Source organism: Methylobacillus flagellatus KT (assembly GCF_000013705.1).
Classification (GTDB): domain Bacteria; phylum Pseudomonadota; class Gammaproteobacteria; order Burkholderiales; family Methylophilaceae; genus Methylobacillus; species Methylobacillus flagellatus.
In genome coordinates, this window is sequence record NC_007947.1 from 516889 (window position 1) to 543391 (window position 26503).

Sequence of the window (26503 nt, forward strand, 5' to 3'; positions counted from 1 at the left end):
TGGTTACCGCTTTGCCAGCTCCTGCTGGATTAGCCATTGACCTTGCTGTTGAACCAGCACTAGTTGTTTGCGGGTGCGCTGGGATAAGTGGTCGGCCTCATAGGACTGCTGGAATGTTGCGCGTGCAGTATGATCATCCTCGAAGCTAACTTGTATATTGCTCAATTTGACTTCTATCCGTGTAGGTTTGCTGAGACGAGTTTTGCGCATTGCCTCCCAGCTCGAGCGGGTTTCTCCGTTGGGCGTCTTGAAGTCCTTGGCATAGCTGGCAAGGTAACGGTCTATGTCCTGGCTGGACCAGGCTTTTGCCCAGGAGTTTACTGCGTCCAGTACTGCTTGTGTCTGGTCAGCCTTTTTCTGTTCCGCAGCAGGCGCCGAGGCGGGGGCTGCTTCCGCTATCGCGGGTTTTGCGTTGGTAGCCAGCTTGGTGGTTTCCGCAGGCTTGCTATCGATTCTGGCGGACACCTGCGCTGGAGTTGGACTAGGGGTGGTGGTGTCCTTGGATGGCGGCTGCGCGACTGCGACATCGCCAGGTGGCGGCAGCAAATCCTTGATCAGTGCCAGTTTGCTTTTGGCGCGGCTGTTGCTGGTATCGAGCTGCAAGGCTCGGCTGTAAGACTCTGAAGCCATGCGGGCGTAAATATCCCCCAGATTTTCGTGAGCCGTGGCGTAACTTGGGTGGGTGCGAATGGCTGCCTCGAGGGCGCCCTTGGCTTTTTCGTAATTGCCCTGGTAGGCATAGAGTACAGCCAGGTTGTTGTATGGTGCCGGTAGCTGAGGGTATTTTTCCGTGAGTTCGCTGAATACCTGAATGGCCTCGTCCTGCTTATCGCTTTCGGCGAGTAGTACGCCTTTGAGGAACAATGCCTTCACATCCGTAGGCTGCTTGCCTAGATAGCTATTGAGGCGTTGAAGCGCCTGGGCTGTTTTGCCTTGCTCTGCAAGCTGGTTGATTTCATCAAGCGCACCTGCCATTCCTTCCAGGGAGAACAGTAAGATGGTCGTCAGCAGGCCATGACGCAGCGTGCGTGGAATAGTCATATGCTATAATTCCGGGCTATTATTCTATGGGCATGATTCTATCAATAAGCGCATGCAAGCACTACTGCCAGCATGACAGACATGATGGCGCGCTGTCCAAATTCCTATACCTCGCAACCTGAGCTATGTTGAAAATCTATAACACGCTTGCACGTGCAAAGCAGACTTTTTCCCCGATCATACCAGGCAAGGTCAGCATGTATGTGTGCGGCATGACCGTCTACGATTATTGTCACCTTGGTCATGCACGCGTGATGGTGGTGTTCGATATGGTGAACCGCTGGCTGCGCAGCTCGGGCTATGAGGTGACTTATGTGCGCAATATCACGGACATCGATGACAAGATCATCGCGCGTGCGAATGAAAATGGCGAGACCATCAATGCGCTTACTGACCGTTTCATCGCTGCGATGAACGAAGATGCGGCGCGGCTTGGGGTATGGCGTCCTGATCTGGAGCCGCGTGCTACGGATTATATCCACGAGATGATTGCCATGATCGTTGCGCTCATCGAGAAGCACCATGCCTATGCGGCCGATAATGGAGACGTCTACTATGCGGTCTCCAGCTTTGCCAGCTATGGCAAGCTGTCAGGCAAGTCGCTCGAGGATTTGCGCGCCGGGGAGCGTGTGGAGGTGGACGCGCATAAACGCGACCCCATGGATTTCGTGTTATGGAAAGCTGCCAAGCCGGGTGAGCCGAGCTGGGATTCTCCTTGGGGACCAGGTCGCCCGGGCTGGCATATCGAGTGCTCTGCGATGGGAGCGCGGCATCTTGGGCCTCACTTCGATATTCATGGTGGCGGGCAGGATCTGCAGTTCCCCCACCATGAAAACGAGATTGCGCAGAGCGAAGGCGCGCATGGCTGCACTTTCGTTAATTACTGGATGCACAATGGCTTTATCCGTGTGGACGATGAGAAGATGTCGAAGTCGCTCGGCAACTTCTTTACAATTCGTGAGGTCCTGGAAAAATATGATGCGGAGGTCGTGCGTTTCTTTATTCTTAGAGCGCATTACCGCAGTCCACTGAATTATTCTAGCCATCATCTGGATGATGCCAAGCAGGCATTGACCAGGTTATACAACACCCTGCGCGGACGTGAGCTGCCGCAGCTTGACATTGACTGGCGGCAGCCGGAAGCAGAGCGCTTCAAGCAGGCGCTGGATGATGACTTCAATACGCCAGAGGCGTTTGCCGTGCTGTTCGAATTGGCAAGCGAGGCCAACCGTACCGGCTCAGCGGTGCAGGCTGCCTTGCTCAAGGCGTTGGCTGGTCAGCTGGGTTTGCTGCAGCGGGATCCCGATGAGTTCTTGAAGGGGGAGGCGGTGGCCGGGCTGTCCCCAGATGAAATCGAGCGCTTGATCGCGGAGCGTTTAGCTGCCCGCAAGTGCAAAAATTTTGCCGAGGCTGACCGAATCCGCGATGCTTTGACGGCACAAGGCATCATTCTTGAAGATACTCCCCAGGGGACTAGCTGGCGTCGAAGTTGATGCTGTGATGTGATTGCCGGTTCTCAGCAGTAGATTTTCTGGCTATAATCTATGTTATGCCTTTTGCAAAACGCGTGTTTGCGTTACTCAGTCTCATTGTGTGCCTCTGTTTGTTCGCTCAGCAAGCTGAGCAATCGTACGCAATGGAGTACGACGATCCGATGTTTACCCATGTGCAGCAGGTGGAGATGGATAATGACCGCGAGGTCAGTGAGCCCATCTTGGTGCTGCATATGCCCTTAGTGCGCCCTTCCTTTTTATTCGATCTTAAGCTTGCCATTCTGGCTGAGACCTACCGTCAGCCTGACCTTTTCCTGATTACCCGTCCCCCGATCGCCTGATCACGCCCGCAATCCGTGCTGAAATGCCCTGTGCCATCCTCAGGCCAGGATGCCCAGTAGCTGTTTTCTTCCCGATGCATGGATTGGCCCAGGCCTTGCTAAGTGATATCCAGTGAAGCAAAAGAGTCTGCGACAACAGGCTCTCTGCCCGTAAGTTGTGTGCATCAAAGGTTTGCCTCGTAAGGTAGGGCCATGGTTGCTCTGCTGCATATGTTTGCTCAAGCAAAGCAAGTACACGATGTGGAAAATTGATCAATTGGTTTAAGAATGACATGAAAACAAATATAGAGACAGGCAGGCGCCGGTATGGTGCACGGCAAGTAGCGCAAGTCCGCCTGCGTACAGTTTTAGTGCATGCACTATGCATTATGGTGTTTGGCCAGGCGTCGTCGGCAGTCGCGGGATATACCCTCCCAGACTTGATTGATGTGGCCATGCAATACAACCCTGCGCTTGGTATTGCCGCTGCGCAACAGGATGCAGCGCAAGCCGAGGTGACCACAGCATCAACATACCGCAACCCTCAAGTGGAAGCCGTGATGGGCCCTAGCCGTTACCTGACGCCAGGCGGGCAAGGCGACAAGCGCAATTGGAATGTCGGCTTGTCCCAGCCATTGGAGTATCCATGGGTGCGTGATGCCAGAATCGCAGCGGCACAATCTGGAACCAAGGTGGCAGAAGCCGGGACCGAGCTGATCCGCATCGAATTGCGCTCCCGTGTAAAAAACGCATTCTATGATGTGATACAGCGCAAGGCTGTTCTCAAGCTAGTGGAAGGGGATCGCAACTTGCTGCAGCAGATCCGTGAGCGGGTCAAGTTGAGGGTGGATGTTGGCGAGGCACCTAGATATGAACTGATCAAAGCTGATACCGAGGCCTTGGCCGCCGAGCGCGATTATCAATCAGCGCTGGTGCGGGTGAATGAAGGGAAGGCCTATCTGCGAGGCTTGCTGGGGTCCAGCATCCCGATTGAGTATGACGTCGAAGGTGAGCTGCCCATGGGGTATGGTTTGCCGTCGCTGGAAGCATTGCATGATCAAGTGGTGCATAGTCCCCATTTGTCGCGAGTACGGGCCGAAACTGAAACTGCCGAAGCCAGGCTCAAGCTGGAGGAGCGTTTACGTAATCCAGGTCTCACGCTCAAGGCCAGCGTGGAAGAGGATCCGGACTTAAGACAAATGCGATTCGGCGTGGCGATTCCACTGCCATTGTGGGACAGGCGCCAAGGCCCTATCGCAGCGGCTTCCGCCGACGTACGCAGGACATTGGCCACCCTGAAGGACCGCGAGCTAGGTTTGCGGCGTGACATGGAGTCGGCTTATCAGCGCTACCTGATTGCGCAGCAGCAATTGGCTGCTTTCGAGAACGGCTTGCTGAGTCAGGCCGAGTCGGTGCTCAAGGTGGCAGAGGCCGCCTATCGGTTTGGTGAGCGGGGCATTCTCGAGTATATGGATGCCCAACGCACTTTCCGTGCCGTACGCAAGGATTACCTTGCCGCAAAATTCGATTATGTCAGCAGCATGCTGGAAATAGAGCGCCTGCTTGGTACAGAACTTCTGGAGGTTAAGCCGTAATGTTCATCAATTCCGTAATAAAACCGTATTCCACATTGACGGCAAGTACTCTGCTGGTTCTGGCATTGCTGCTTGCCGCATGCAGCAAGCCTGCAGAAACGTCCAATCAAGCTGTCGAGGAGCCCAGGGATCCGAATATTGTCGAGCTTTCCGAAGATTTGCAACGACATGTCAAGATTGTACCGGTTGGCAAGGCAGAAATCAGGGAGGTGCTGCGTGTGCCTGGCAGTATCCAGGCGGATGACCAGCGTGTCGCGCGTATTGGTGCCTCTGTCACTGGCCGCATTACTGATATCAAGGCCGTCTTGGGGCAAGACGTTAAACAAGGAGATGTGCTGGCTATCCTGAACAGTACCGAGCTTGCGCAAAGCCAGCTGCTCTACATTAAGGCGGCGCAAAGGATAGACCTGTTGACGAAGGCCGTGGAGCGTGCGCGCTTACTGCTTGAGGCCGATGTGATCGGGGCAGCCGAATTGCAGCGCCGCGAAGCGGAGTTGAGTGCGGCACAGGCTGACTTGTACACCGCCAAGGAGCAGTTGCAGGTACTCGGTATGTCCGAGAAGTCCATCGCCCAAATCGCCAGTTCTGGGCAATTACGCTCATACAGCAATGTGGATGCCCGTATATCAGGTACGGTGATCAGCCGCAAGGTCAATCTAGGGCAGGTAGTGCAGCCGGCTGAGGAGTTGTTCATCGTGGCCGACCTTTCTCATGTCTGGGCTGTGGCCGAGGTGCCTGAGCAGCAGGTGGAGTTGGTGCAGGAGGGAGAAGATGTTGATATCGAGGTGCCTGCACTGAGCAACCGAAAATTCACCGGCAAGCTGATTTTTGTCGGCGATGTTGTCAATCCCGTGACGCGGACGGTGACGGTGCGTACTGAGCTCGAAAATCGTGATGAGGCGCTCAAGCCGGATATGCTGGTCTCTATGTTGGTGCAGTCCAAACCTACCGAACAAATCGCGGTGCCAAGACCTGCTGTGGTGCGGGAAAATGATAAAGATCATGTATTTGTGCAGATTGCACCGAACAAATTCCGGTTGCGTGAGGTTGTGCTGGGAACTGCATATGGGGAAATGGTGGCGGTTCAGACAGGCTTAGATGAGGGAGAGTTGATCATTAGCGATGGTGCTTTCCACATTAATAATGAGCGTAAGCGCAAGGAACTGGAATAAGCCATGATCGAGTCTCTCATTAGGGCCGCGCTTAAGCAGCGGATTGTCGTCATTGTCATTGCGCTAGCGCTACTGGTGGCCGGGGTGTTTGCCTTGCAGCGCCTTTCTGTAGACGCTTTTCCCGATGTGACCAATGTTCAGGTACAAATTGCAACCCAGTCTCTAGGGCGTTCTCCTGAGGAGGTGGAAAGGTTTATTACCGTTCCGTTGGAAATGTCGATGACAGGCTTGCCTGGCCTGACTGAAATGCGCTCACTCAACAAGAACGGACTGTCAATCATTACCTTGGTTTTTACAGACAGTACCGATGTTTTTTTCGCCCGTCAGCTGGTGATGGAGCGGCTGATGGAAGTCATGGAGCGCATGCCTGAGGGCGTGACGCCGATTCTCGGGCCTGTTTCGACAGGCTTGGGAGAGGTGTATCAATATACGCTGGATAAGCCAAGCGATGGTGATAAGGATCTTTCGCCTGCCGATCTGATGGAACGGCGCGCAGTGCAGGACTGGGTGGTGCGTCCTCTGCTCCGCAGCATTCCTGGCGTGGCTGAAATCAATTCGCTAGGGGGGTATGTCAAGCAATACCAGGCGCTGGTCAATCCAGAAAGAATGAACCATTACGGTGTCAAGCTACAAGAGGTGTATTCGGCGCTGGCGCGGAATAATGCCAACAGCGGTGGCGGGATCATGCCGCATTATGCGGAACAGTACTTGATTCGTGGTGTAGGCTTGGTTCAGGATTTGGAGGATATACGCCGCATCGTGATCAAGGAGCAAAACGGCACGCCTATTTATATGCGCGATGTCGCCGATGTGCAAATCGGGCATGAGGTGCGTGTTGGCGCGTTGGTGAAGAACGGCGACACGGAATCTGTCGGCGGCATTGTTATGATGATACGAGGAGGCAATGCCAAGGAGGTCGTCAGTCGAATCAAGGAGCGGGTTGAGGAAATCAATAGCAAAGGCATGCTGCCAGGTGGAATGCAGATCGTACCGTTCTATGATCGCAGCGAACTTGTCGATGCTGCATTGGGCACCGTAACCAGGGTGCTGATCGAGGGCATTATCCTGGTTATCGTCGTCCTGTTTTTATTCCTTGGAGATGTGCGTTCCAGCCTGATCGTGGTGGGCACATTGATTCTTACCCCATTAATTACCTTCATGGCCATGAATTATTTCGGAATCTCGGCCAACCTCATGTCTCTAGGCGGTTTGGCCATTGCCATCGGCCTGATGGTGGATGGTTCAGTCGTGGTGGTGGAAAATGCATTCCACCATCTTGGACATCGAAAAGGTGAAAGCAAGATCAGGGTGGTGTTCGAAGCCGCTGCCGAAGTCGCAACGCCTGTATTGTTCGGTGTTGGCATCATTATCCTTGTGTTCCTTCCATTGATGACCTTGCAAGGTATGGAAGGAAAAATGTTTGCACCATTGGCGTACACCATTGCGATCGCCTTGTTCGTTTCCTTGGTGTTATCACTGACGCTCACACCTGCGATGAGCTCCTTCGTTCTGAAGGGCGGAAGTGGTGAAGATACCATCTTCATTAGGGCAATGAAGCAACCCTATCTTCGATTGCTCAAATCTGCAGTAGGCAACCCCAAGAAGACAGTAGGAATTGCCGTCATGGTGTTTGTGGGGACTTTGTGCCTGATCCCGCTGCTGGGCACCGCTTTTATTCCAGAAATGCGGGAGGGGTCTATTGTCCCAGGGATCATCCGGGCACCCAATATCTCCTTGGAGGAATCCATCAAGCTGGAGAGAGAAGCTTTGCGGAGTATTGCAAAAGTAGAAGGGGTTAGGGGTGTTGTTTCAGGGGTGGGGCGTGGAGAGAGTCCTGCAGATCCGCAGAGCCAGAACGAGTCCACACCTATGGTCAGCCTCAAACCTCGTAGCGAATGGCCAGAAGGGGGGACGCAAGATACCATCACGGATGCCATCAGGGATAAGATTAAGCATATCCCTGGCATTCAAATTGTGATGTCCCAACCCATTGCGCAGCGTGTTGCAGAGCTGGTGACCGGTGTGCGCTCAGATGTCGCTGTGAAAGTGTTCGGCGATGATATCGAGATACTGAAAGCAAAGGCGGATGAAATCGCGCGTATCGCAGGCGCGGTGCAAGGTGCTCAGGATATGCGCGTGGAAAAAATGACCGGCCAGTATTATCTGACGATTGATATCAATCGTGAAGCAATCGCACGCCACGGGATCAACGTCGCGGATGTTCACGACTTGATTGAAACTGCGCTCGGGGGCAAGGTTGCTACCGAGATTTTTGAGGGAGAGCGGCGTTTTACCGCTGCAGTGCGTTTTCCGGAGGAGTTTCGGAACGATGTGAGCGCGGTTCGGAATATCTTGATGACCTCTGTCAATGGGTCCAGGGTTGCGCTCGATGATCTGGCGGAAATCACGGTCCGGGATGGGCCGACGCAAATTAGCCGTGAAATGGCAAAGCGCCGCATTGTCATCGGTGTCAATGTCAGGGATAGGGATCTTGGCGGTTTTGTATCGGAGCTGCAACAGCAGGTGCAGGAGAAGGTCAAGCTGCCAGAGGGCTATTACGTGGTCTGGGGCGGGCAATTTGAGAATATGGAACGGGCAATGAGTCATCTCATGGTCATTATTCCAATCACGATTGGGGCAATCTTTTTCTTGTTATTCTTGCTGTTCCAGTCCGTGAGGTTCGCCGCTTTGATTATCCTGGTCCTACCATTTGCTTCCATTGGCGGCATTGTTGCATTGTTTGTGACGGGGGAATATCTTTCGGTACCAGCCTCGGTTGGGTTCATTGCCTTATGGGGGATTGCCGTTCTGAACGGAGTTGTACTGATTTCCTATATTCGGAGTTTGCGTGAGGAAGGGCGTTCGCAATTGGAAGCCATTACGCACGGGTGCGCCCAACGGTTCCGTCCAGTAATGATGACGGCGACTGTCGCCATGCTGGGGCTGGTGCCATTCTTGTTTGCGACTGGGCCAGGGTCTGAGGTGCAGAGACCATTGGCAGTCGTGGTGATCGGAGGCCTCATTACATCGACAATATTGACGCTGGTCGTGTTGCCAACTTTATACCGTTGGTTCGAAGAGCCGAAAATTGAAGCTTAATACTCATAAGGATGCGAGATGAAAGAGATAAAAGCCATTGTCCCCCCGCAGCGGCTACCCAAGATACGTTCGGGGCTGCGTAACATCAAGGGTTTTCCTGGGATGACGGTAACCAAGGTTGAAGGATGTGGCCATCATGTGGCACGCCCTATCCTTGGCGCCCGGGAGGAGCTAACGGATTACAGTCCCAAAGTGCGCATTGAGGTTGTCTGTCCAGACGAACTGGTGGAAGGCATCTTGCAAGTCATCGTCGAGGTTGCGCATACTGGTCAGGTGGGCGATGGAATTGTGTGGATAACCACGGTAGAGCGAATGGTTCGGCTGTCCGAGCAGGTATCGGTTCTTGATTGCTGAAATGCCCACCTGACGTGTGTTCCAAAGGCACCTTCATGGTGCCTTTTCTTTACAGTAATACCTGAGCTGTTCGCATCACCAGTGAGCAGGTGCGGGTTTTCCGGTAAAATCCCTACATGCTCTATTCCATTGTCAAACCTTGGTTGTTCCGCCTGGATGCGGAACGCGCTCATGACTTCACTCTCAAAAACCTGAAGCGGCTCGAGCGTTCCGGCCTGCTCAATCTTTACCCGCGGCCACCGAAGTGCAAGCAACGCCAAGTGATGGGAATCAATTTCCCTAATCCGGTCGGCCTTGCTGCAGGGTTGGACAAGAATGGGGCTTATATCGATGCATTGGCAGGGCTTGGGTTTGGCTTCATCGAGATCGGCACGATTACGCCGCGCCCCCAGCCCGGAAATCCAAAGCCGCGCATGTTTCGTCTGCCCGAGGCGCAAGGGGTGATCAATCGTTTTGGCTTCAACAATCTCGGGGTGGACGTCTTGCTGAGGAATGTGGCTGCGACCAAGTACAAAGGCGTACTGGGCATCAACATAGGCAAGAATTTTGACACACCAAATGAGAGGGCGGTTGACGATTACCTGCATTGCTTGCGCAAAGTTTATCCATACGCGCATTATGTCACGGTCAATATTTCATCTCCCAATACCAAAAACCTGCGCGCCTTGCAGGAAAAAGAAGCCTTGGGCCAATTGCTGCATGCTTTGAAGCAAGAGCAACAGGTGCTGGCCGACCAGCATGGCAGGTATGTCCCGATTGCGCTCAAAATTGCGCCTGACCTGGATGAGGGACAGGTTGCCGACATCGCGGCGTTGCTGATGAAGCACCAATTTGACGGCGTGATTGCCACGAATACTACCCTGGCACGTGATATGGTACAGGCTTTGCCGTGTGCACAAGAGGCCGGCGGCCTATCTGGCGCACCATTGCGTGATCGTTCCACAGCCGTGATCCAGTCTCTCTCCAATCATCTTGCCGGCGCATTACCGATCATCGGCGTGGGCGGGATACTCAGCGGGGAGGACGCTGAGCAGAAAATCAAGGCAGGTGCCAGCCTGGTACAGGTCTACAGTGGCTTGGTGTACCGCGGCCCTGTGCTGGTTGACGACATTTGTCGCACATTGGGCTGAGGTGGCGCAGCCTATCCTGTATTCCTATCGGCGCTGCCCCTATGCCATGCGAGCACGGATGGCATTGCACTATGCCAACATTGCCGTGGACATCCGTGAGATCGTGCTCAAGGCCAAACCTACGCATATGTTGCAAGTGTCACCTAAAGGCACTGTGCCGGTACTGGTGTTGCCTGATGGTGTCGTCATCGACGAAAGCCTGGATATCATGCGCTGGGCGCTGCAACATCATGATCCTGAAGGCTGGCTTGGCAGCCCGGCGCTGCTTGCGCAGGCAGAAAGCTTGATTGCCGAGAACGATGGCCCCTTCAAACACGCCTTGGACCGGTATAAATACGCGATTCGCTTTCCTGAACAGCCACCTGAGGTATATCGTGCGCAAGGGGAAATATTTCTGCAGCAGCTGGAGTCGCGCTTGCAGCAACAGTCTTATTTGCTGGGAAGCCATCAGGGATTGGCGGATGTGGCGATATTCCCTTTCGTGCGCCAGTTTGCCATGGTGGACCAGCCATGGTTTCTCTCTGCGCCTTATCCCCAAGTGAGAGCCTGGCTGCAGGCGTGGGTGGAAAGCGAGCGCTTTGCCGCGATTATGCAGAAATATCCGATCTACACGGATTAGATAGAAGCAGGTGTCTGGCTTTACCAATAAAAACGCCGCATTCTTGCGGCGTTTTCGTCGTAGCGTTGAGGCCAGGCTAGGGGCTAGCTTGGCATATCGGCTTCAAGAGTCGATTTGTCTTTCGGGCTGCTCGTTTCATTAAAATCGAGCTTGATATTATCGTGTTCATCGATATCCACGTGCACATGGCCGCCATTCGCCAATTTCCCGAATAGCAACTCGTCTGCCAAGGCCCTGCGGATGGTGTCCTGGATCAGACGCGACATCGGGCGTGCACCCATCAATGGATCAAATCCCTTCTTGCCCAGATAAGCTTTGAGCGCATCGCTGAACGTGGCTTCCACTTTCTTCTCATGCAACTGGTCCTCAAGCTGCATGAGGAACTTGTCAACCACACGCACGATGATTTCTTCCGAGAGCGGTGCAAAAGAGACGATCGCGTCCAGACGGTTGCGGAACTCAGGACTGAACAGGCGCTTAATATCGCCCATCTCGTCGCCAGAGTTGCTACCTAGAGTAAAGCCGATGCTGGTCTTGCTGATCGCCTCAGCGCCTGCATTGGTCGTCATGATGATGGTCACGTTGCGGAAATCAGCCTTGCGGCCATTGTTGTCGGTCAGCGTTCCGTGATCCATCACTTGCAGCAGGATATTGAAGATATCCGGATGCGCCTTCTCGATTTCATCCAGCAGCAATACGCAGTATGGTGTTTTGTTGATGGCTTCCGTCAACAGGCCACCCTGCTCGAAGCCGACATAGCCAGGAGGCGCGCCGATCAGGCGCGATACGGCATGGCGTTCCATATATTCCGACATGTCGAAGCGGATCAATTCCACGCCCAGAGTATAGGCAAGCTGTCTGGCCACTTCGGTCTTGCCGACGCCGGTAGGGCCGGAGAACAGGAAGGAGCCGATAGGTTTATTGGGGCTGCCCAGGCCGCTTCGCGCCATCTTGATCGCGGCAGAGAGTGCCTCAATCGCTTTATCCTGACCAAACACGGTGGCCTTGAGGTCACGCTCCAGCGTCTTCAGTGCATTGCGGTCATCGCTGGAGATATTCTTCGGCGGAATGCGCGCTACCTTGGCGATGATATCCTCGATTTCCTTGTTGCCGATCACCTTCTTTTGCTTGGATTTAGGCAGGATGCGTTGTGCAGCGCCAGCTTCGTCGATGACGTCAATTGCTTTGTCAGGCAGGTGACGGTCATTGATGTAGCGTGCAGACAATTCAGCAGCCGTGTTCAGGGCTGATGCAGTGTATTTCACGCTGTGGTGTTTCTCGAAGCGAGACTTGAGGCCCTTGAGAATCTCGACGGTTTCAGAAACGCTGGGCTCGACGACATCGACCTTCTGGAAACGGCGGGAAAGTGCATGATCCTTTTCGAAGATGCCGCGGAACTCCTGATAGGTGGTCGCACCTATGCACTTGAGCGAGCCATTGGAAAGCGCGGGCTTCAACAGGTTGGAGGCATCCAGCGTGCCGCCGCTGGCAGCGCCTGCACCGATCAATGTATGGATTTCATCAATGAACAGGATAGCGCCAGGTTGGTCCGCCAGTTTCTTCATGACAGCCTTGAGCCGTTGCTCGAAGTCGCCGCGGTATTTGGTGCCTGCGAGCAGGGCGCCCATGTCCAACGAGTAGATCACGGCGTTTTCGAGCACCTCTGGCACATTGCCTTCCACGATACGGCGGGCGAGCCCTTCGGCGATGGCGGTTTTGCCAACACCGGCCTCGCCGACCAATAATGGATTGTTCTTGCGACGGCGGCACAAGGTCTGGATTACGCGCTCCAGCTCCTGGGCGCGACCGATCAGTGGGTCTATCTTGCCCGCGAGTACTTGCTGGTTCAGGTTTTGGGTGTAGTTTTCCAGCGCGCTGGAGGGAGAGGAATCGGCTTCGGCTTCCTGCTCCGTTTCAGGACGCTTGGCATTGCTGCCGTCGGCGACTTTGGCCACACCGTGGGAAATATAGTTGACCACGTCCAGGCGCGTAATGCCCTGTTGGTGTAGAAAGAACACCGCATGAGAGTCTTTCTCGCCATAGATGGCAACCAACACATTGGCACCGGTAACTTCCTTTTTGCCGGAAGACTGCACATGCAGGATGGCGCGCTGGATCACGCGCTGGAAGCCCAGCGTTGGCTGTGTGTCGACTTCCTCGCTTCCTTCCACCGTAGGCGTATGCTCTTCGATATAGTTGTTGAGCTCGCTGCGCAGATTATCGAGGTTGGCCCCACACGAGCGTAATACGTCCGCCGCAGTGGGGTTGTCGATCATGGCCAGCAGCAGGTGTTCCACGGTAATGAGCTCGTGGCGTTTCTGCCGGGCATCCATGAATGCCATATGTAGGGATACTTCAAGTTCTTGCGCAATCATCTAAGCTTCCTCAGCTTTCTTCAGGCTTCTTCCATGGTGCATTGCAGCGGGTGCTGGTGCTCACGGGCATAACTAATGACTTGGTTTACCTTGGTCTCAGCGATGCCGTGTGGATATACACCGCATACGCCTGCGCCCTCGGTATGTACTTGGAGCATGATTTGCGTCGCTTGTTCACGATTCTTATGAAAAAAGCGCTGCATGACATCCACCACGAACTCCATAGGCGTATAGTCATCATTCAACAAAATGACTTTGTACATCGAAGGCGGCTTGATGTTGGCTTTGCCGGTTTTCTCGATGAGGTTGTCCTGGTGTTTGATGCTAGCCATACGTTGATCTATTTTGAGCCGAATGTAGAAATTTTCAAGTCTGAAATGAGTAGGGTTATTCCCGGCCCCTTTCATCCATGCAAGATTTCTGCCATGTAGTATTAATTACGGATAAATTCTGACCGTTTTTACGGTACGGTCCTGAGTTTTCAATATTTCCAGTTTGTAATTGCCAATCTTGAGACCAATACCGGGTTCCGGAATATCCTCAAAGTGTTCGACAATCAATCCATTCAGTGTGCGTGGGCCGTCGACTGGCAGGTCAATCCCCAGCTTTTTGTTGATATCGCGCAGGCTGTTGCTCGCATCCACGAGCCAGCTACCTTTGTCTTCTTTGCGGTAAGCCAGCTGCTCCGCTGACACACTTGCAAAATCGCCGATGATCGCCTTGATGATATCTTCGAGTGTGACCAAGCCCTTGAGTTCACCGTATTCATCCACGACCAAGGCAATACGCTGCTGGCACTGCTTGAATTCCTGCATCTGGGTGTAGACCGGCGTGCCGGACGGGATGAAGTAGGGGGCCTCCATATGTTCACCCAACAGTTGCTGGCTGAGGGGTTGAGACCGCAGGGCTGTCATGATCGCCCGGATGTGCAGCATGCCGATGATCTCCTCGTTTGGTCCTTTGCGTACTGGCAACCGGGAATGCTGGCTGCCAGTAATCTGGGAGAGGATTTCCTCCATCGGTGCCTCGAAATCGATGATTTCAAGCTGCGTGTGCACAGTCATGATTTCATCCACGGTAGTCTGCTCGAGGTCCAGCAGATTCAACAACACCTCGCGGTGTTTTTGCGGAATCGGACTAGTGGTCTCGCTGAAAATGCTCCGCAGCTCCTCTATGCTGGTGGTATGGTTGCTCTCGGTGAAGCTGACTTTCATGCCTAGCAAGCGCAGCAGGCTATTGGCGCACAGGTTGGCCAGCCATATTACCGGATAGCCAATCTTGACCAGCGGCAGCAATACATAGCTCAACGAGAGGGCAAGAGGTTCTGCATACCGGGATGCGATGACCTTGGGGATGATTTCGCTGAAAACTAGGATGGCAAAAGTGATGAGCACGGTGGAAACCGGCATCAGCAATTCGCCCAAGTTGAATAGGCGGATGCTGATGAAGGCGGCCAATGTGGCAGCGGCGGCATTGGCTAGGGTATTGCCGAGCAGGATGGCGCCAAGAAACTGTTCGCGCTCGTTGAGTAGCCGGGTAGCAAATTCGGCGCTGCGCAGACCTTCTTGGGCAAGGATGGTGAGCCGGTGCCGGTTGAGCATCAACAGGCTGGTTTCGGCCATGGAGAAAAAAGCGGAAGCAAATAGCAGCAGGGCCAGAATGCCCAGCTGCCATAATAAGGAACTGTCCAACGGTATCAATCGGTAAATGAGATGCCGCTAGTTTCGGCGCGAAGCGCCAGCTTTGTCAAGACAAGGCTTCTTCTGTCTCGGGCTTCCTTTCACCGCCGATCAGGTTTTCGCGCGATACGCCAAGATACATGGCAATCGGGCTGGCGACCAGTACCGAGGAGTAGATGCCGAACAGGATGCCGATGGTGAGGGCCAGGGCAAAGTTGTGCAGCACCTCTCCTCCAAAGAACAGCATCGACAACACCATGAGTTCGGTGGAGAAGTGAGTGATGATGGTCCGCGACATGGTGCGGGTGATCGCATTGTTGATCACTTCAGGCACGCTGGCCTTGCGCATCTTGCGGAAGTTCTCGCGCACCCGGTCGAACACCACCACGGATTCGTTGACGGAGTAGCCCAGGACGGCGAGCACGGCTGCGAGCACCGTGAGGTTGAACTCCCATTGGAAGAAGGCAAAGAACCCGAGGATAATGATGACATCGTGCATGTTGGCGATCACGGCTGCTACGGCAAAGCGCCATTCGAAGCGCATGGCTAGGTAAGCCATGATGCCGACACAGACGAACAGCATGGCGAGCGCACCCTTCTCGTAGAGTTCCTGACCGACCTGCGGGCCAACGAATTCAACGCGGTGCAGCTTCACCTCCGGATTATCGGCAGCAAGCGCGGCGAGCACCTGGTCAGAAAGCTGTGCAGTCGACAGGCCAGGCTTAATCGGCAGGCGAATCAGCACATCCTGGCTAGTGCCGAAATTCTGTACAGTGGCATCCTTGAGGCCGATTTCATCGACTGCCTTGCGGATATTGTCGAGGTTGGCTGCCTGCGGGTAGCTAACCTCCATCATCGTACCGCCAGTGAAATCCACCCCCAGGTGCAAACCCTTGGTCGCCAGGAAGAATACCGACAACAGGAAGGTCACGAGCGAGATGGTCGTCGTCAGGCGACCATAGCTCATGAACGGTATGTCTTTTTTGATTCTGAAAAATTCCATGATGTTTACCTAACGTATTTTCCTGTTGATCGATATCAGCCTATGGAAAGTTTGCTGATCTTGCGGCGGTAGCCGTAAATGAGGTTGATTACCGCGCGGGAAACCAGCACTGCGGAGAACATCGACGTCAGGATGCCCAGGACATGCACAACGGCAAATCCCTTGACTGGACCGGTGCCGAACATGAACAGTGCAAGGCCGGCGATCATGGTGGTGACGTTGGCATCGAGGATGGTGCCAAATGCACGTTCATAACCCGCGTGAATGGAAGCTTGCGGCGTGTTGCCGTTACGCATTTCCTCGCGAATGCGTTCGTTAATCAGCACGTTGGCATCGATCGCCATCCCCAGGGTTAACGCAACCGCTGCGATCCCTGGCAATGTAAGCGTGGCTTGCAACATGGAGAGCAGGGCGACCAGCAGTATCAGGTTGATGCTCAGTGCCAGCACGGATACCGTGCCGAACAGCATGTAGTAGGCAATCATGAATATGGAAATCGCCACAAAGCCCCATAGCGTGGAGTGCATACCGCGTTCGATATTGGCTTCACCCATGCTGGGGCCAACCGTGCGCTCTTCGATGATTTCCATCGGTGCCGCCAATGCGCCTGCACGTAATAGCAATGCCACATCCGTGGCTTCCTGCGTGTTGGCCATACCGGAAATCTGTACGCGGCCACCGCCAATTTCTTCGCGGATCACAGGGGCGGTAATCACTTCTGCCTGGCCTTTTTCAATCAGCAGGATCGCCATGCGTTTGCCGACATTTTCACGTGTGACTTGCTTGAAGATGCGTGCGCCACGGGCGTCAAGCGTGACGTGTACCACGGCGCCGCCGCCTTGGGGATCCATGCCAGGGCCGGCATCGGTGATGTAGTCGCCGGTCAGCACGACATTTTTCTTGACCAGCATGGGGATGCCGTTACGGTCGATGTAGAACTCGGTGCCGAAAGGAACCTGGCCCTTGGAAGCATTTTCCAGGGTCACGGCATTGCTCCTGTCTTCGTCCACCATGCGGATTTCCAGCGTGGCAGTACGGCCCAGGATTTCCTTGGCTTTGGCAGTGTCTTGCACCCCTGGTAATTGCACGACAACGCGATCAATGCCCTGCTGTTGGATGACAGGCTCGGCAACGCCCAATTCGTTGATCCGGTTGTGCAGGGTCTGGATGTTTTGCTTGATGGCGAATTCCTGAATGCGTTTTTTCGCTGGTTCGCTCAATACGGCAGTCAGGATGCTGTCTTCGCCGCGATTGGAAGTGCGGAAAGTCAGGTCTGGGTATTCTTTTTCCAGGACGCGCTGCGCTTTGCTGAGCTCGGCCGTGTCCTTAAAGCGGATGTTGACGGCCTGGCCATCACGTGAAACACCGAGGTAGTTGATCCGGGCGGTACGCAATACGCTACGGAAATCACCCACATATCGCTCTGCCGCCTGGTCCAGGGCTGACTTCATATCAACCTGCAACAGGAAATGCACCCCGCCCCGTAGGTCCAGGCCCAGGTACATCGGGCGGGCGCCTATGCTGCGCAGCCACTCTGGAGAGCGTGAAAGCAGGTTGAGCGCAATGACGTAATCCTTGCCCAGCCGGGCTTGGAGCGCGTCCTTGGCCTGCAACTGGATATCGGTGCTGGGGAAGCGGACCTTGACACCAGTGGCATCGAGGAATAGCGCTTCAAACGGAATGTTCTCCTGTTTCAGGATGTTTTCCGTATTTTCCAGCAGCGCCGAATCCACCTGGATATTGGACTTGGCTGCCGTGATCTGTACGGCAGGGGATTCGCCGAACAGGTTAGGTGCTGCATAGAGCAGCCCTAGCAGGACGACAACCAGCACCATCAGGTACTTCCATAAAGGGTAGCGGTTCATGAAGCGGCTCGCATTTCAGTGTTTCAGGGATGTTAAAGATCGTCAGTCAAGTATGTCGCAGTGATGTTACAGGGATTTGATCGTGCCCTTGGGGAGTAAGGTTTGCACTGTGTGTTTTTGCACGGTGATCACGGTTTCCGGGGCGATTTCCAGGCTGACATAGCCTTCGCCTACCTTGGTGATGCGGCCAACGATCCCGGAGCTGGTGGTGACTTCATCCCCTTTTTGCAGGGCTTCAATCAGTTTGCGTTGCTCCTTGGCCTGCTTCATTTGTGGACGGATCAGCATGAACCAGAACAGCGCGAAGATAATGATCAAGGGGAGGAAACTCATCCAGTCAGGGGTGGCCTGGGCTGCATCAGCAGCATACGCGGAAGCGATTAGCACGGTAAACCTTTCTTCTATTTAACGGGTGAATATTTGAAGCGCAAAATATTAGCCCAAAATTCTAACATAATGTGGCGAATGCGCTGGATTATGCTGATTGCTGCAGCATTTGCCGACCTTGCCGGAACTCGGTGGCAAATGCCTCGAACCGGCCCTGCTCAATTGCCTGGCGCATGCCGAGCATTAGCTCCTGATAGTAATGCAGGTTGTGGATGGTGTTGAGGCGGGCGCCGAGGATTTCGCCGCTGCGGTGCAGGTGGTGCAGGTAGGCGCGGCTGAAGTTGAGGCATGTGTAGCATTGGCAGTGTTCGTCCAGCGGGCGTGTATCTTTGCGATGACGCGCGTTTTTGAGCTTGATGTCGCCATGCCGCGTGAACAGCCAGCCATTGCGTGCGTTGCGGGTAGGCATGACGCAGTCGAACATGTCTACCCCGTGGGAGACAGCGGCGACCAGATCTTCCGGCGTGCCTACCCCCATGAGGTAACGTGGCTTGTCCTGCGGCATTTTAGGGGTGGTGTGGGCGAGAATGCGCAGCATGTCTTCCTTGGGTTCGCCTACGGAGAGTCCACCGATCGCATAGCCATCGAAGCCGATCTCGGTGAGTCCTGCCAGCGATTCGTCGCGCAAGTCCTCGTACATGCCGCCTTGAATGATGCCGAACAGCGCATTTGGGTTGCCTTGGTGCGCAGCCTTGCTGCGCGCGGCCCAGCGCAAGCTGAGGAGCATGGAGTCGCGTGCGTCGGCAGGTGTGGCAGGATAGGGCGTACATTCGTCGAAGATCATGACGATGTCCGAGTTCAGCACTTTTTGTATGCGCATGGACTCTTCAGGCGTCAGGAAACAGCTGTCACCATTGATGGGGGAGCGGAAGCGCACGCCTTCCTCGGTGATCTTGCGCAGGTCGCCCAGGCTCCATACCTGAAAACCGCCGGAGTCCGTGAGGATGGGGCCATTCCATCCCATGAAGCGGTGCAGGCCGCCGAATTCACCAATGACTTCCAGTCCCGGGCGCAGCCAGAGGTGGAAAGTGTTGCCGAGCAGGATGTGGGCGCCGGTATCGCGTACTTCGACCGGGGACAATGACTTGACTGCGCCGTAAGTGCCGACCGGCATGAAGGCCGGAGTTTGCACATCACCATGTGCAAGGCTGACAGTGCCTCGCCGTGCGGCACCGTCTTGCTTAATAAGGGTAAATTCCATGAGTCGTAACCAAAATTCAAGCCGCGATACTATCACGGACTGTGGATTGCATCATAAGGAAAGCGCATGATAATGGGCGCATGAGCGGAATGCGCATTTGGTATACTATTCGCATTTTTCGGGCAGATATCCTGTCCGTGGTCACCTGAGGAAATTCTGGAATGGCTGAAATTCCCAATCGTCCGCGCCGCCATCACTCATTCATGGAATCCGGCTTGCGTGAGCGCAGCATCTACCTGTTGCCCAATCTATTCACTACTGCGGCACTGTTCGCCGGGTTCTATGCGATTGTGCAGGCCATGAATGGCAAGTTCGAGCATTCTGCTGTGGCCATTTTCATTGCCATGGTCATGGACGGGCTGGATGGCCGGGTGGCGCGCATGACCAATACGCAAAGCGCGTTCGGCGCGGAATACGACAGCCTTTCCGACATGGTGTCGTTTGGTGTCGCGCCAGCATTGGTGATGTACGTCTGGGCGCTGAAGCCCCTGGGCAAGCTGGGCTGGATTGCCGCATTCATCTATTGTGCGGGTGCGGCCTTGCGCCTGGCCCGCTTCAACACCAAGCTCGACGAGAGCGATAAGCGCTATTTCCAGGGGCTGCCCAGTCCTGCTGCCGCTGCTTTGCTTGCAGGGCTGGTGTGGGTATCGTATGAAAACCATGTGAGCAGTACGGAGGTGTTTTTTGATGCCGTCAAAATGCAGTGGGTCGCCTGGAGTATCACATTGTTTGCCGGGCTGTCCATGGTGAGCGACCTGCGCTACTACAGTGGTAAGGACATCAATTTGCGTCGCAGTGTGCCATTTGTTGTGATTCTATTGATCGTGCTGGCATTCGTGCTGATTTCCTATAGTCCGCCTGAAGTGTTGTTTGCCGTTTTCCTGGGCTATGGTGTTTCTGGTTATGTACTATGGATATGGGGTAAGCGCAAGAAGGCCGCCCGCCCGCAAGGGTAAATCTCAATCGCCTTCAGTGACTCTGTTGTAATGCCCGCAGCACGGGCTTGATGTGCTCGCCCACATAGATTTGTGGATTGGAATGGCCATCCACCTTGCCTGCTTGCCGTTCACGCTCACGGATGACGGGAAGCGCACGCTGGAAAGCCTCTTCAAAAGAATAGGTCTCACGCAGCGCCTCATCAAACACGGCGCGGCCGAAAAAAGTCAGCTCTGAGCCGCTGCCACAGCCGAATGAGGTGTGGGTAGCGTCAGCTGCGGTCATGATCAGCGTATTGTCGTTTTGCAATGGCGCTATCCAACTGCCGGAATAGCAAGCCGATACTACGATGACGCGGTATTTGATGCCTGCCTTGTCCAGCCATAGGCTGAGCGTCTGCGGTGTCAGCGCGTCCATTTGCAGAGGCCAGAGCGAGGCTGCCAGTTCGCCGTCCTGTGCGCCATGCGAAGTTAAGTAGATAAACAGCACATCTTCGTCGGGATTCATGAGGTCGGCTGCACGATTGATAGCGCGCTCCAGGTTCTCAAGGCTGGCCCATGGCAGGCTTTCCAGGGTGGCCGGGTGGTTGACGAGCTCCTGCATGTGCCCTGCGGCATCGAAGCGCTCTTCGATGACGGCATTGACCATGCTGCTCTCGCGCAGGAATACCTCGTCGTCGCCATAAGGCGCATAGGTGATGCTATACAGGTCGACAACACCAGGCCGCTCCGGCTTGACGGCGGCGCGTTGCCTCTCGGCAAGCTGTAGCTGCGTTTCCAGTTTTTCCTGGGTTAGCTGTAGATCTTCTTGCACGTTGGCACTGTCTTCTTCGTAAGGCAGCCAGTACATGGGGGCTTCCGAGATATGCACAATTAGCGGGGCGCCCAGTGCAAATGCCCCCGTCAACAGGATAAGCCGGGTTGGCACCTGTGTGCTGCGTGTCAGGAGAAGCCAGAACGCCAGCGCCGACCAGGCGGTTGTTACGATGTACAAGCTCCAGTGCCAGGTGGAGCCGTCCAGGCCTTTCGGCTGGATCAGGGTGATATAGGCCAGCGTACTCAGGATGTCGACTATAAATGCCTGCATGGTGCCGATGGCAAACAATGCCGCCGCCTGGATCTTCAGGCCACGCTGGCGCGCATGATCGCTGAGATACCAGCACAGCCATAGCAGCAATAGTACGACCAGCCAGCCCCAGAGCAACGCTTTTGGAAAGAATTCTGCCGGGCCCGTGATCACCAACCGCCCCATCAGAATGCTGCCAAGTGTGGTAATGACCAGTATTGCCAGCAATTGCAAGGGCGTGATCTGCAACCCATTGACATGGACTCTTTGGAAGAATGCGCTTTTCAGTCCGTGCAGGAAAAAGGTGCGGAGTGGTACGGTGGTATGTGGCATGCGGCTTGGTACACGATTGAAGTCAATGCCCTACATCCTGCCTCAAATTTGTCAATGCGCCAAGGGATTGGCCTGCGTCGGTCTGGTCTCCATTGCCATGCCTTGGCTTGCCTTGAGGGGGGAAAAGAATTATATTGAGCCTCACTATGCAGAGTATCAGCCACAATTCCAAGTTTATTCTTGCCCGGGCCTTCTTGGCCCTGGCTGGCCTGATACTGCGCAGTCCGCGCTAGTATTGCTCCTTCCCAGCTTTCCTTGTCTATTGAGACGCCCCGCTCATAAATCCAAACGTTGATGGAATTTCAGGCTATGACCCAGAATCAGCTCATTATTTTCGATACCACCCTGCGCGACGGCGAACAAAGCCCTGGTGCGGCCATGACTAAGGAAGAGAAGCTGCGCATTGCCCGTCAACTGGAAAAGCTGGGAGTGAATGTGATCGAGGCCGGGTTTGCTGCGGCAAGCCCAGGGGATTTCGGTGCCATTCGTGCCATTGCCGAGGCGATCACCGAAACCACCGTCTGTTCTCTCGCGCGTGCCAACGAGAATGATATTCGCCGCGCAGGAGAAGCCATCCAGCCGGCAAAGAAGCGACGTATTCATACTTTCATCGCGACGAGCCCAATCCATATGCAGAACAAGCTGCGCATGACGCCCGAACAGGTGCTGGATCGTGCCGTGCAGGCAGTGCAGTGGGCGTTGGAATATACTGACGATGTTGAATTTTCTGCCGAAGATGCAGTGCGCTCCGACATTGATTTTCTGGTGCAGGTATTCGATGCCGTAATCGCGGCAGGTGCCAAGACCATCAATGTGCCCGATACCGTAGGGTATTCGGTGCCAGGACAATGGGGTGAGCGCATGGCTCAGCTGATTGCACGGGTAAGGAACTCGGACAAGGTGATATGGTCGACCCATTGCCATAACGATCTTGGCATGGCGGTGGCGAACTCCTTGTCTGCTGTGCTGGCTGGTGCGCGACAAGTGGAATGCACGATCAACGGGTTGGGTGAGCGTGCAGGCAATGCCAGCTTGGAAGAGATAGTGATGGCGGTCAAGACGCGTCGTGACGTGTTCCAGCTCGAAACCACCATCGACACCACGCAGATCGTGGCGACATCCAAGCTGGTATCGACGATCACCGGCTATCCAGTACAGCCCAATAAAGCCATTGTGGGCGCGAATGCATTTGCCCATGAGTCCGGTATCCACCAGGACGGCGTGCTCAAGCACCGTGAGACCTATGAGATCATGCGCGCGGAAGACGTAGGCTGGGGCGCCAATAAGTTGACGCTGGGAAAGCTGTCTGGACGTAATGCTTTTCGTACCCGTCTTACTGAGCTTGGCATTACTCTGGAGAGTGAGGACGCGCTTAATGCCGCATTCGCTCGCTTCAAGGAGCTGGCAGACAAGAAATCAGAAATATTCGACGAGGATATACAGGCATTAGTCAGCGATAACGTGGTCAATGAAGAGAACTTCAAGCTGGGATATTTGCATGTAGCATCGCAGACTGGGGAAACTCCCCATGCGGAAGTGGTCGTACTGGAGAATGGCGTCGAGCACCGGGCAGATGCTACTGGCGGCGGCCCTGTCGATGCGGCGTTCAAAGCGATTGAAAAGATTGTACGTAGTGGCGCCGAGCTGTTGCTGTATTCCGTCAACAATATCACCAGCGGTACCGATGCGCAGGGCGAGGTAACGGTGCGCCTGTCCAAGGGGGGGCGTGTGGTGAATGGGCAGGGGGCCGATACGGATATCGTTATTGCCTCGGCCAAGGCGTACCTGAACGGCCTCAATAAGTTGCATGCCTATGCAGAGCGGGCACATCCGCAAGTTTAGCCATCGGTACATGTCATGTACTAATTTACTCAACGATCAAAAACCTCAGGTATTAAAGTAAAGGAATTTCCATGTTGCAAGGTGCAATCCAAGTAACAAGTTTTGATATGGACCGGCTGTTTTCCATGATTGAGCAACTGCGCAAAAATGGTTTCCCGGAAACGGATAATCTGGCGCGCCTCGAAGATGAGCTGGCACGCAGCGAAGAGGTGCCCTCCGAGCAAGTCGGTGCTGACGTGGTGACAATGAACTCGCGTGTCCTACTGCGCGACGAGGCAAATGGACATGAGATGTCATGCACGCTGGTGTTTCCCTCCGATGCGGATGCCTCGGCCAACCGTATTTCAGTGGTGGCGCCATTGGGCACTGCTATCCTGGGGTACCGGGTCGGCGATGTGATCGACTGGGCCATGCCGGGAGGCGTGCGCCAGTACAGAATACTGAAAATTGACTACCAGCCCGAGGCTGCGGGTGATTTTCACCTGTAAAGATTGATAGCAACTAATTCAGCGGGGGCGCCTTAAGGCGCCCTTTTCATTGCCGAAAGCCGTGAGCCGTCGCCCTGCAGAAATTGCTTCTGCATTGGTTCTGGATTGGTAACTGGAGCCGGACAGTCAATGGGTTGAGTGGCTTACTCTCAGCGCTTGGTGAGGTAACGCTGATCGCAGAAGGTAGCCAGCCAGTGTGGGCGGAAGGCCGTCATTAGCGTGATGGCCATGCCGGTGACAAAGGCCTCAGACCAGCCGATCAGGATGAAATAGGGTAAATAGTTGCTGAACAAGTAATCGGGCGGATAAGCCTGCATGGCGCTCAGCGCCAGCACTGCGCTCAAGCCGCACATACTGATGGTCAATCCTGCACAAAGAAAGCCGCAGGCAAAAATATAAATAATCAAGTGGTTAGGCAATTTGCTGTCGACAAGGCGGAACACGTTGTAGCTGAAGGCCACCGGGATGGCAGCCATAATGAGGAAGTTGATGCCCAGCGTGCTCCAGCCCCCCATGCCGAATGCGGTAATGCCGATGAGGATCAGTGCCAGTGCGATCAGCGCCAGTTGCCAGCGAAACATCAGGCATAGCGCCGTGGCACCCAGGAGGTGAATGTTGAGGCCCGGGCGTATGCCTGCCTTGATGCTCCAGATAACCATCAGCGTCACGATTGAGCCCAGGAAAACGTGCTGCAATGCTGGGTCGCTCAAATGTCTCCAGGGCGCCTTGATGACAGCATAAGCAAGCAGCGTCAGTGCTAGGGCGTTGGCAATCCACTGCCAGGCAACTGGGACGAGATAGTCAGGCAGATTCATTGCCTTGGCTGGCCTTCCTGCATGTGAGGGATGAAGTCGCATACTTCAGGTTCATAGGCTAAACTCTAGCAATTTTTGCCGTGGATGGAGAAACATTTTGCAGCTCGCATTGTTTGACCTCGATAATACCCTCTTGGCTGGTGACAGCGATTTCCAGTGGGGACAGTTCCTCATCAGCAAGGGCTTGCTCAACGAGCAGGAGCACTTGGCCAAGAACATCGCTTTTTATGAGGATTACAAGGCTGGCCGACTGGATATCTATGCCTTTCTGGACTTTCAGCTGAAGCCTTTAAGTGAACATCCTCGCCATGAGCTGGAAGCTTTGCATCGCGAGTACATGGCGCAGAAAATCCGGCCAATGATCACGGACAAGGCCCGCGCACTGGTGGAAAGGCACAGGCAGAATGGCGACTTGCTTGTGGTCATCACAGCGACAAACAGTTTTGTGACAACCCCGATCGCGCGCGAGTTCGGCATTGATCACCTGATTGGCACCACGCCAGAGGAGGTGGATGGCAAGTTCACCGGCAAGGTCACGGGAACACCCAGTTTTCAGGAAGGCAAGATTACACGGCTCCATGAGTGGCTTGCAGGGCGTGACCAGTCATTGAGCGATTTTGAAACTACCTGGTTCTACAGCGACTCACATAATGACCTGCCATTGCTGAAGCTGGTAGACAAGCCCGTTGCAGTGGATCCAGACCCTACACTCGAGGCGTACGCTGAAGAAGCTGGCTGGCCTATCATCAGCCTGCGGTGATGTTCGGCTGGTATCTGTCGCGGACAACATATAGCGAAGATTGTCCGTCGATGGACCCCACCGCGGGCAATTGTGAGTGCGGTGGCCAGGCATAAGCCGCGTCTGCCCGCTGCCTTTAACGGTGCAGCAGGACTTCCAGCACAAACTTGCTGCCTGCATATGCCAGCAAGAGCAAGACAAACCCGCTCAGCGTCCAGCGCACTGCAGTGCGTCCCCGCCAGCCGTAGCGGTAGCGACCAAACAGCAGCCCGCTGAAAATCAGCCAAGAGAGAATGGTGAACACATTTTTGTGATTGAACTGGAACGGCTGGTCGAACAATAGCTCGGAAAACATCATGCCGCTGATCAAGGTCAGCGTCAGCAGGATGAAGCCCAGTGTAATGATCCGGAATAGCAGGGTTTCCATTGCCATAAGCGGGGGGAAGTCCGGTAGTCTGAGCCAGCTCGACTTCTGATGCAGCTTGCGTTCGGCAGCCGTCATCAGCAAGGCATGCAGCGCAGCGAATGTCAGCAGGCTGTAGGCCAGCATTGCAATCACAAGGTGGGCGACGAACAGGGGCTGGTCGGCATAAGGAATCACATGTGACTCCGGCTGCCATGCCTGCAGCAGTACAAAAAAAGCTGCTGGCGGTAGGACGAAAGCCTGCAAGCTATGCAGGTTGTGCTTGACATTGGTGATCCAGTAAATGAGTACCGTGAGCCACAAAATGGTGGAAAGCGCATTTGTAAAGCTCAGATTGAGTCCCTGCGAGAACAGATGACAATAGAGGGTGAGCGCATGTAGCGCCAGCCCGGCGGCAATCAGGACGGACTGCCATGGCTGCCTGGAGGAGACGGCAGCTTTGCTGCTTCCGGCCCTGCGCCAGTAATTGACAGCTACCAGCAGGTAAATCAATGCGGTAATAACAGGTAGAAACGCAATCATACGGGA

General features: G+C 54.6%; 23 protein-coding genes. 12 read left to right on the forward strand and 11 right to left on the reverse strand.

From position 1 onward, the window contains the following. Nucleotides 1-3 precede the first annotated feature (3 nt). Nucleotides 4-1041 (reverse strand): L,D-transpeptidase Cds6 family protein, encoded by a 1038-nt coding sequence (locus tag MFLA_RS02550; protein ID WP_011478866.1) that lies wholly within the window; start codon nt 1039-1041, stop codon nt 4-6. 125 nt (nt 1042-1166) lie between these two features. Here MFLA_RS02550 and cysS point away from each other — a divergent pair, with 125 nt between their 5' ends. The 8 genes from cysS (at nt 1167) to MFLA_RS02590 (ending at nt 10823) form a co-directional block, all read left to right on the forward strand. Further along, on the forward strand, nt 1167-2534 hold the full coding sequence (gene cysS, locus MFLA_RS02555; RefSeq protein ID WP_011478867.1) for a cysteine--tRNA ligase: 1368 nt from the start codon (nt 1167-1169) through the stop codon (nt 2532-2534). Nucleotides 2535-2677: 143 nt separating this feature from the next. Beyond that, nucleotides 2678-2875 (forward strand): hypothetical protein, encoded by a 198-nt coding sequence (locus MFLA_RS02560; protein ID WP_048811514.1) that lies wholly within the window; start codon nt 2678-2680, stop codon nt 2873-2875. 272 nt (nt 2876-3147) lie between these two features. Then, complete coding sequence (locus tag MFLA_RS02565) at nt 3148-4449, forward strand: TolC family protein (RefSeq protein WP_011478869.1); 1302 nt, start codon at nt 3148-3150, stop codon at nt 4447-4449. Further along, on the forward strand, nt 4449-5621 hold the full coding sequence (locus MFLA_RS02570) for an efflux RND transporter periplasmic adaptor subunit (protein ID WP_011478870.1): 1173 nt from the start codon (nt 4449-4451) through the stop codon (nt 5619-5621). Before MFLA_RS02565 ends, MFLA_RS02570 begins: the two co-directional genes overlap by 1 nt. Nucleotides 5622-5624: 3 nt before the next feature. After that, the gene (locus MFLA_RS02575; RefSeq protein WP_011478871.1) at nt 5625-8720 is read left to right on the forward strand and encodes an efflux RND transporter permease subunit; all 3096 of its coding nucleotides are present in this window, start codon (nt 5625-5627) and stop codon (nt 8718-8720) included. An 18-nt stretch (nt 8721-8738) separates the two neighbouring features. Next, nucleotides 8739-9074, forward strand: coding sequence for a P-II family nitrogen regulator (locus MFLA_RS02580; protein WP_011478872.1), 336 nt, complete (start codon nt 8739-8741; stop codon nt 9072-9074). A 116-nt stretch (nt 9075-9190) separates the two neighbouring features. Next, the gene (locus tag MFLA_RS02585) at nt 9191-10204 is read left to right on the forward strand and encodes a quinone-dependent dihydroorotate dehydrogenase (protein WP_011478873.1); all 1014 of its coding nucleotides are present in this window, start codon (nt 9191-9193) and stop codon (nt 10202-10204) included. Nucleotide 10205: 1 nt separating this feature from the next. After that, nucleotides 10206-10823, forward strand: coding sequence for a glutathione S-transferase (locus tag MFLA_RS02590; RefSeq protein ID WP_011478874.1), 618 nt, complete (start codon nt 10206-10208; stop codon nt 10821-10823). A gap of 83 nt (nt 10824-10906) precedes the next feature. On the opposite strand, the gene clpA is transcribed toward MFLA_RS02590, so the two are convergent. From clpA to tgt, 7 genes are all read right to left on the reverse strand, one after another. Next, nucleotides 10907-13198, reverse strand: coding sequence for an ATP-dependent Clp protease ATP-binding subunit ClpA (clpA, locus tag MFLA_RS02595; RefSeq protein ID WP_011478875.1), 2292 nt, complete (start codon nt 13196-13198; stop codon nt 10907-10909). 20 nt (nt 13199-13218) lie between these two features. Further along, entirely contained in the window at nt 13219-13530 is a 312-nt protein-coding gene (gene clpS / locus MFLA_RS02600) for an ATP-dependent Clp protease adapter ClpS (RefSeq protein ID WP_048811516.1), read from the reverse strand. 105 nt (nt 13531-13635) lie between these two features. Further along, nucleotides 13636-14898, reverse strand: a complete 1263-nt coding sequence (locus MFLA_RS02605) for an HlyC/CorC family transporter (RefSeq protein ID WP_011478877.1) — start codon at nt 14896-14898, stop codon at nt 13636-13638. Nucleotides 14899-14944: 46 nt separating this feature from the next. Further along, nucleotides 14945-15880 carry a protein translocase subunit SecF gene (gene secF, locus MFLA_RS02610; RefSeq protein WP_011478878.1) on the reverse strand — a complete coding sequence of 312 codons (936 nt, stop codon included), beginning with the start codon at nt 15878-15880 and terminating at the stop codon, nt 14945-14947. 35 nt (nt 15881-15915) lie between these two features. Then, the gene (gene secD / locus MFLA_RS02615) at nt 15916-17745 is read right to left on the reverse strand and encodes a protein translocase subunit SecD (protein WP_011478879.1); all 1830 of its coding nucleotides are present in this window, start codon (nt 17743-17745) and stop codon (nt 15916-15918) included. A 66-nt stretch (nt 17746-17811) separates the two neighbouring features. Then, complete coding sequence (yajC, locus tag MFLA_RS02620) at nt 17812-18132, reverse strand: preprotein translocase subunit YajC (protein ID WP_011478880.1); 321 nt, start codon at nt 18130-18132, stop codon at nt 17812-17814. Between the two features lie 88 nt (nt 18133-18220). Next, nucleotides 18221-19333 (reverse strand): tRNA guanosine(34) transglycosylase Tgt, encoded by a 1113-nt coding sequence (gene tgt / locus MFLA_RS02625; RefSeq protein WP_011478881.1) that lies wholly within the window; start codon nt 19331-19333, stop codon nt 18221-18223. A 161-nt stretch (nt 19334-19494) separates the two neighbouring features. Between tgt and pssA the strand changes: the two genes are divergently transcribed. Then, the gene (gene pssA / locus MFLA_RS02630) at nt 19495-20289 is read left to right on the forward strand and encodes a CDP-diacylglycerol--serine O-phosphatidyltransferase (protein WP_011478882.1); all 795 of its coding nucleotides are present in this window, start codon (nt 19495-19497) and stop codon (nt 20287-20289) included. 13 nt (nt 20290-20302) lie between these two features. Here the strand turns inward: pssA and MFLA_RS02635 are convergent, their stop codons facing one another. Next, the gene (locus tag MFLA_RS02635; RefSeq protein WP_011478883.1) at nt 20303-21667 is read right to left on the reverse strand and encodes a C13 family peptidase; all 1365 of its coding nucleotides are present in this window, start codon (nt 21665-21667) and stop codon (nt 20303-20305) included. Between the two features lie 309 nt (nt 21668-21976). Between MFLA_RS02635 and MFLA_RS02640 the strand changes: the two genes are divergently transcribed. After that, nucleotides 21977-23509 (forward strand): 2-isopropylmalate synthase, encoded by a 1533-nt coding sequence (locus MFLA_RS02640; RefSeq protein WP_195742056.1) that lies wholly within the window; start codon nt 21977-21979, stop codon nt 23507-23509. 71 nt (nt 23510-23580) lie between these two features. Beyond that, entirely contained in the window at nt 23581-23997 is a 417-nt protein-coding gene (rnk, locus tag MFLA_RS02645) for a nucleoside diphosphate kinase regulator (protein WP_011478885.1), read from the forward strand. 149 nt (nt 23998-24146) lie between these two features. On the opposite strand, the gene MFLA_RS02650 is transcribed toward rnk, so the two are convergent. After that, nucleotides 24147-24812 carry an energy-coupling factor ABC transporter permease gene (locus tag MFLA_RS02650; protein ID WP_048811518.1) on the reverse strand — a complete coding sequence of 222 codons (666 nt, stop codon included), beginning with the start codon at nt 24810-24812 and terminating at the stop codon, nt 24147-24149. A gap of 97 nt (nt 24813-24909) precedes the next feature. Between MFLA_RS02650 and MFLA_RS02655 the strand changes: the two genes are divergently transcribed. Then, nucleotides 24910-25572: an HAD family hydrolase gene (locus tag MFLA_RS02655; RefSeq protein WP_011478887.1), complete on the forward strand. Its 663-nt coding sequence runs from the start codon at nt 24910-24912 to the stop codon at nt 25570-25572. 115 nt (nt 25573-25687) lie between these two features. Here MFLA_RS02655 and MFLA_RS02660 read toward each other — a convergent pair whose 3' ends face one another. Next, nucleotides 25688-26497, reverse strand: coding sequence for a cytochrome C assembly family protein (locus tag MFLA_RS02660; protein ID WP_011478888.1), 810 nt, complete (start codon nt 26495-26497; stop codon nt 25688-25690). Between the last annotated feature and the right edge of the window lie 6 nt (nt 26498-26503).

What these genes read in the sequence shown, in the direction of transcription:
- MFLA_RS02580 (WP_011478872.1), top strand. Translation starts at nt 8,739, where the DNA reads ATGAAAGAGATAAAAGCCATTGTCCCCCCGCAGCGGCTACCCAAGATA.
- MFLA_RS02575 (WP_011478871.1), top strand. Translation starts at nt 5,625, where the DNA reads ATGATCGAGTCTCTCATTAGGGCCGCGCTTAAGCAGCGGATTGTCGTC.
- secF (WP_011478878.1), bottom strand. Translation starts at nt 15,880, where the DNA reads ATGGAATTTTTCAGAATCAAAAAAGACATACCGTTCATGAGCTATGGT.
- MFLA_RS02550 (WP_011478866.1), bottom strand. Translation starts at nt 1,041, where the DNA reads ATGACTATTCCACGCACGCTGCGTCATGGCCTGCTGACGACCATCTTA.
- MFLA_RS02640 (WP_195742056.1), top strand. Translation starts at nt 21,977, where the DNA reads ATGACCCAGAATCAGCTCATTATTTTCGATACCACCCTGCGCGACGGC.
- MFLA_RS02565 (WP_011478869.1), top strand. Translation starts at nt 3,148, where the DNA reads ATGAAAACAAATATAGAGACAGGCAGGCGCCGGTATGGTGCACGGCAA.
- secD (WP_011478879.1), bottom strand. Translation starts at nt 17,745, where the DNA reads ATGAACCGCTACCCTTTATGGAAGTACCTGATGGTGCTGGTTGTCGTC.
- MFLA_RS02560 (WP_048811514.1), top strand. Translation starts at nt 2,678, where the DNA reads ATGGAGTACGACGATCCGATGTTTACCCATGTGCAGCAGGTGGAGATG.
- cysS (WP_011478867.1), top strand. Translation starts at nt 1,167, where the DNA reads ATGTTGAAAATCTATAACACGCTTGCACGTGCAAAGCAGACTTTTTCC.
- clpA (WP_011478875.1), bottom strand. Translation starts at nt 13,198, where the DNA reads ATGATTGCGCAAGAACTTGAAGTATCCCTACATATGGCATTCATGGAT.
- MFLA_RS02635 (WP_011478883.1), bottom strand. Translation starts at nt 21,667, where the DNA reads ATGCCACATACCACCGTACCACTCCGCACCTTTTTCCTGCACGGACTG.
- tgt (WP_011478881.1), bottom strand. Translation starts at nt 19,333, where the DNA reads ATGGAATTTACCCTTATTAAGCAAGACGGTGCCGCACGGCGAGGCACT.
- MFLA_RS02570 (WP_011478870.1), top strand. Translation starts at nt 4,449, where the DNA reads ATGTTCATCAATTCCGTAATAAAACCGTATTCCACATTGACGGCAAGT.
- MFLA_RS02650 (WP_048811518.1), bottom strand. Translation starts at nt 24,812, where the DNA reads ATGAATCTGCCTGACTATCTCGTCCCAGTTGCCTGGCAGTGGATTGCC.
- pssA (WP_011478882.1), top strand. Translation starts at nt 19,495, where the DNA reads ATGGCTGAAATTCCCAATCGTCCGCGCCGCCATCACTCATTCATGGAA.
- MFLA_RS02585 (WP_011478873.1), top strand. Translation starts at nt 9,191, where the DNA reads ATGCTCTATTCCATTGTCAAACCTTGGTTGTTCCGCCTGGATGCGGAA.
- MFLA_RS02660 (WP_011478888.1), bottom strand. Translation starts at nt 26,497, where the DNA reads ATGATTGCGTTTCTACCTGTTATTACCGCATTGATTTACCTGCTGGTA.
- rnk (WP_011478885.1), top strand. Translation starts at nt 23,581, where the DNA reads ATGTTGCAAGGTGCAATCCAAGTAACAAGTTTTGATATGGACCGGCTG.
- clpS (WP_048811516.1), bottom strand. Translation starts at nt 13,530, where the DNA reads ATGGCTAGCATCAAACACCAGGACAACCTCATCGAGAAAACCGGCAAA.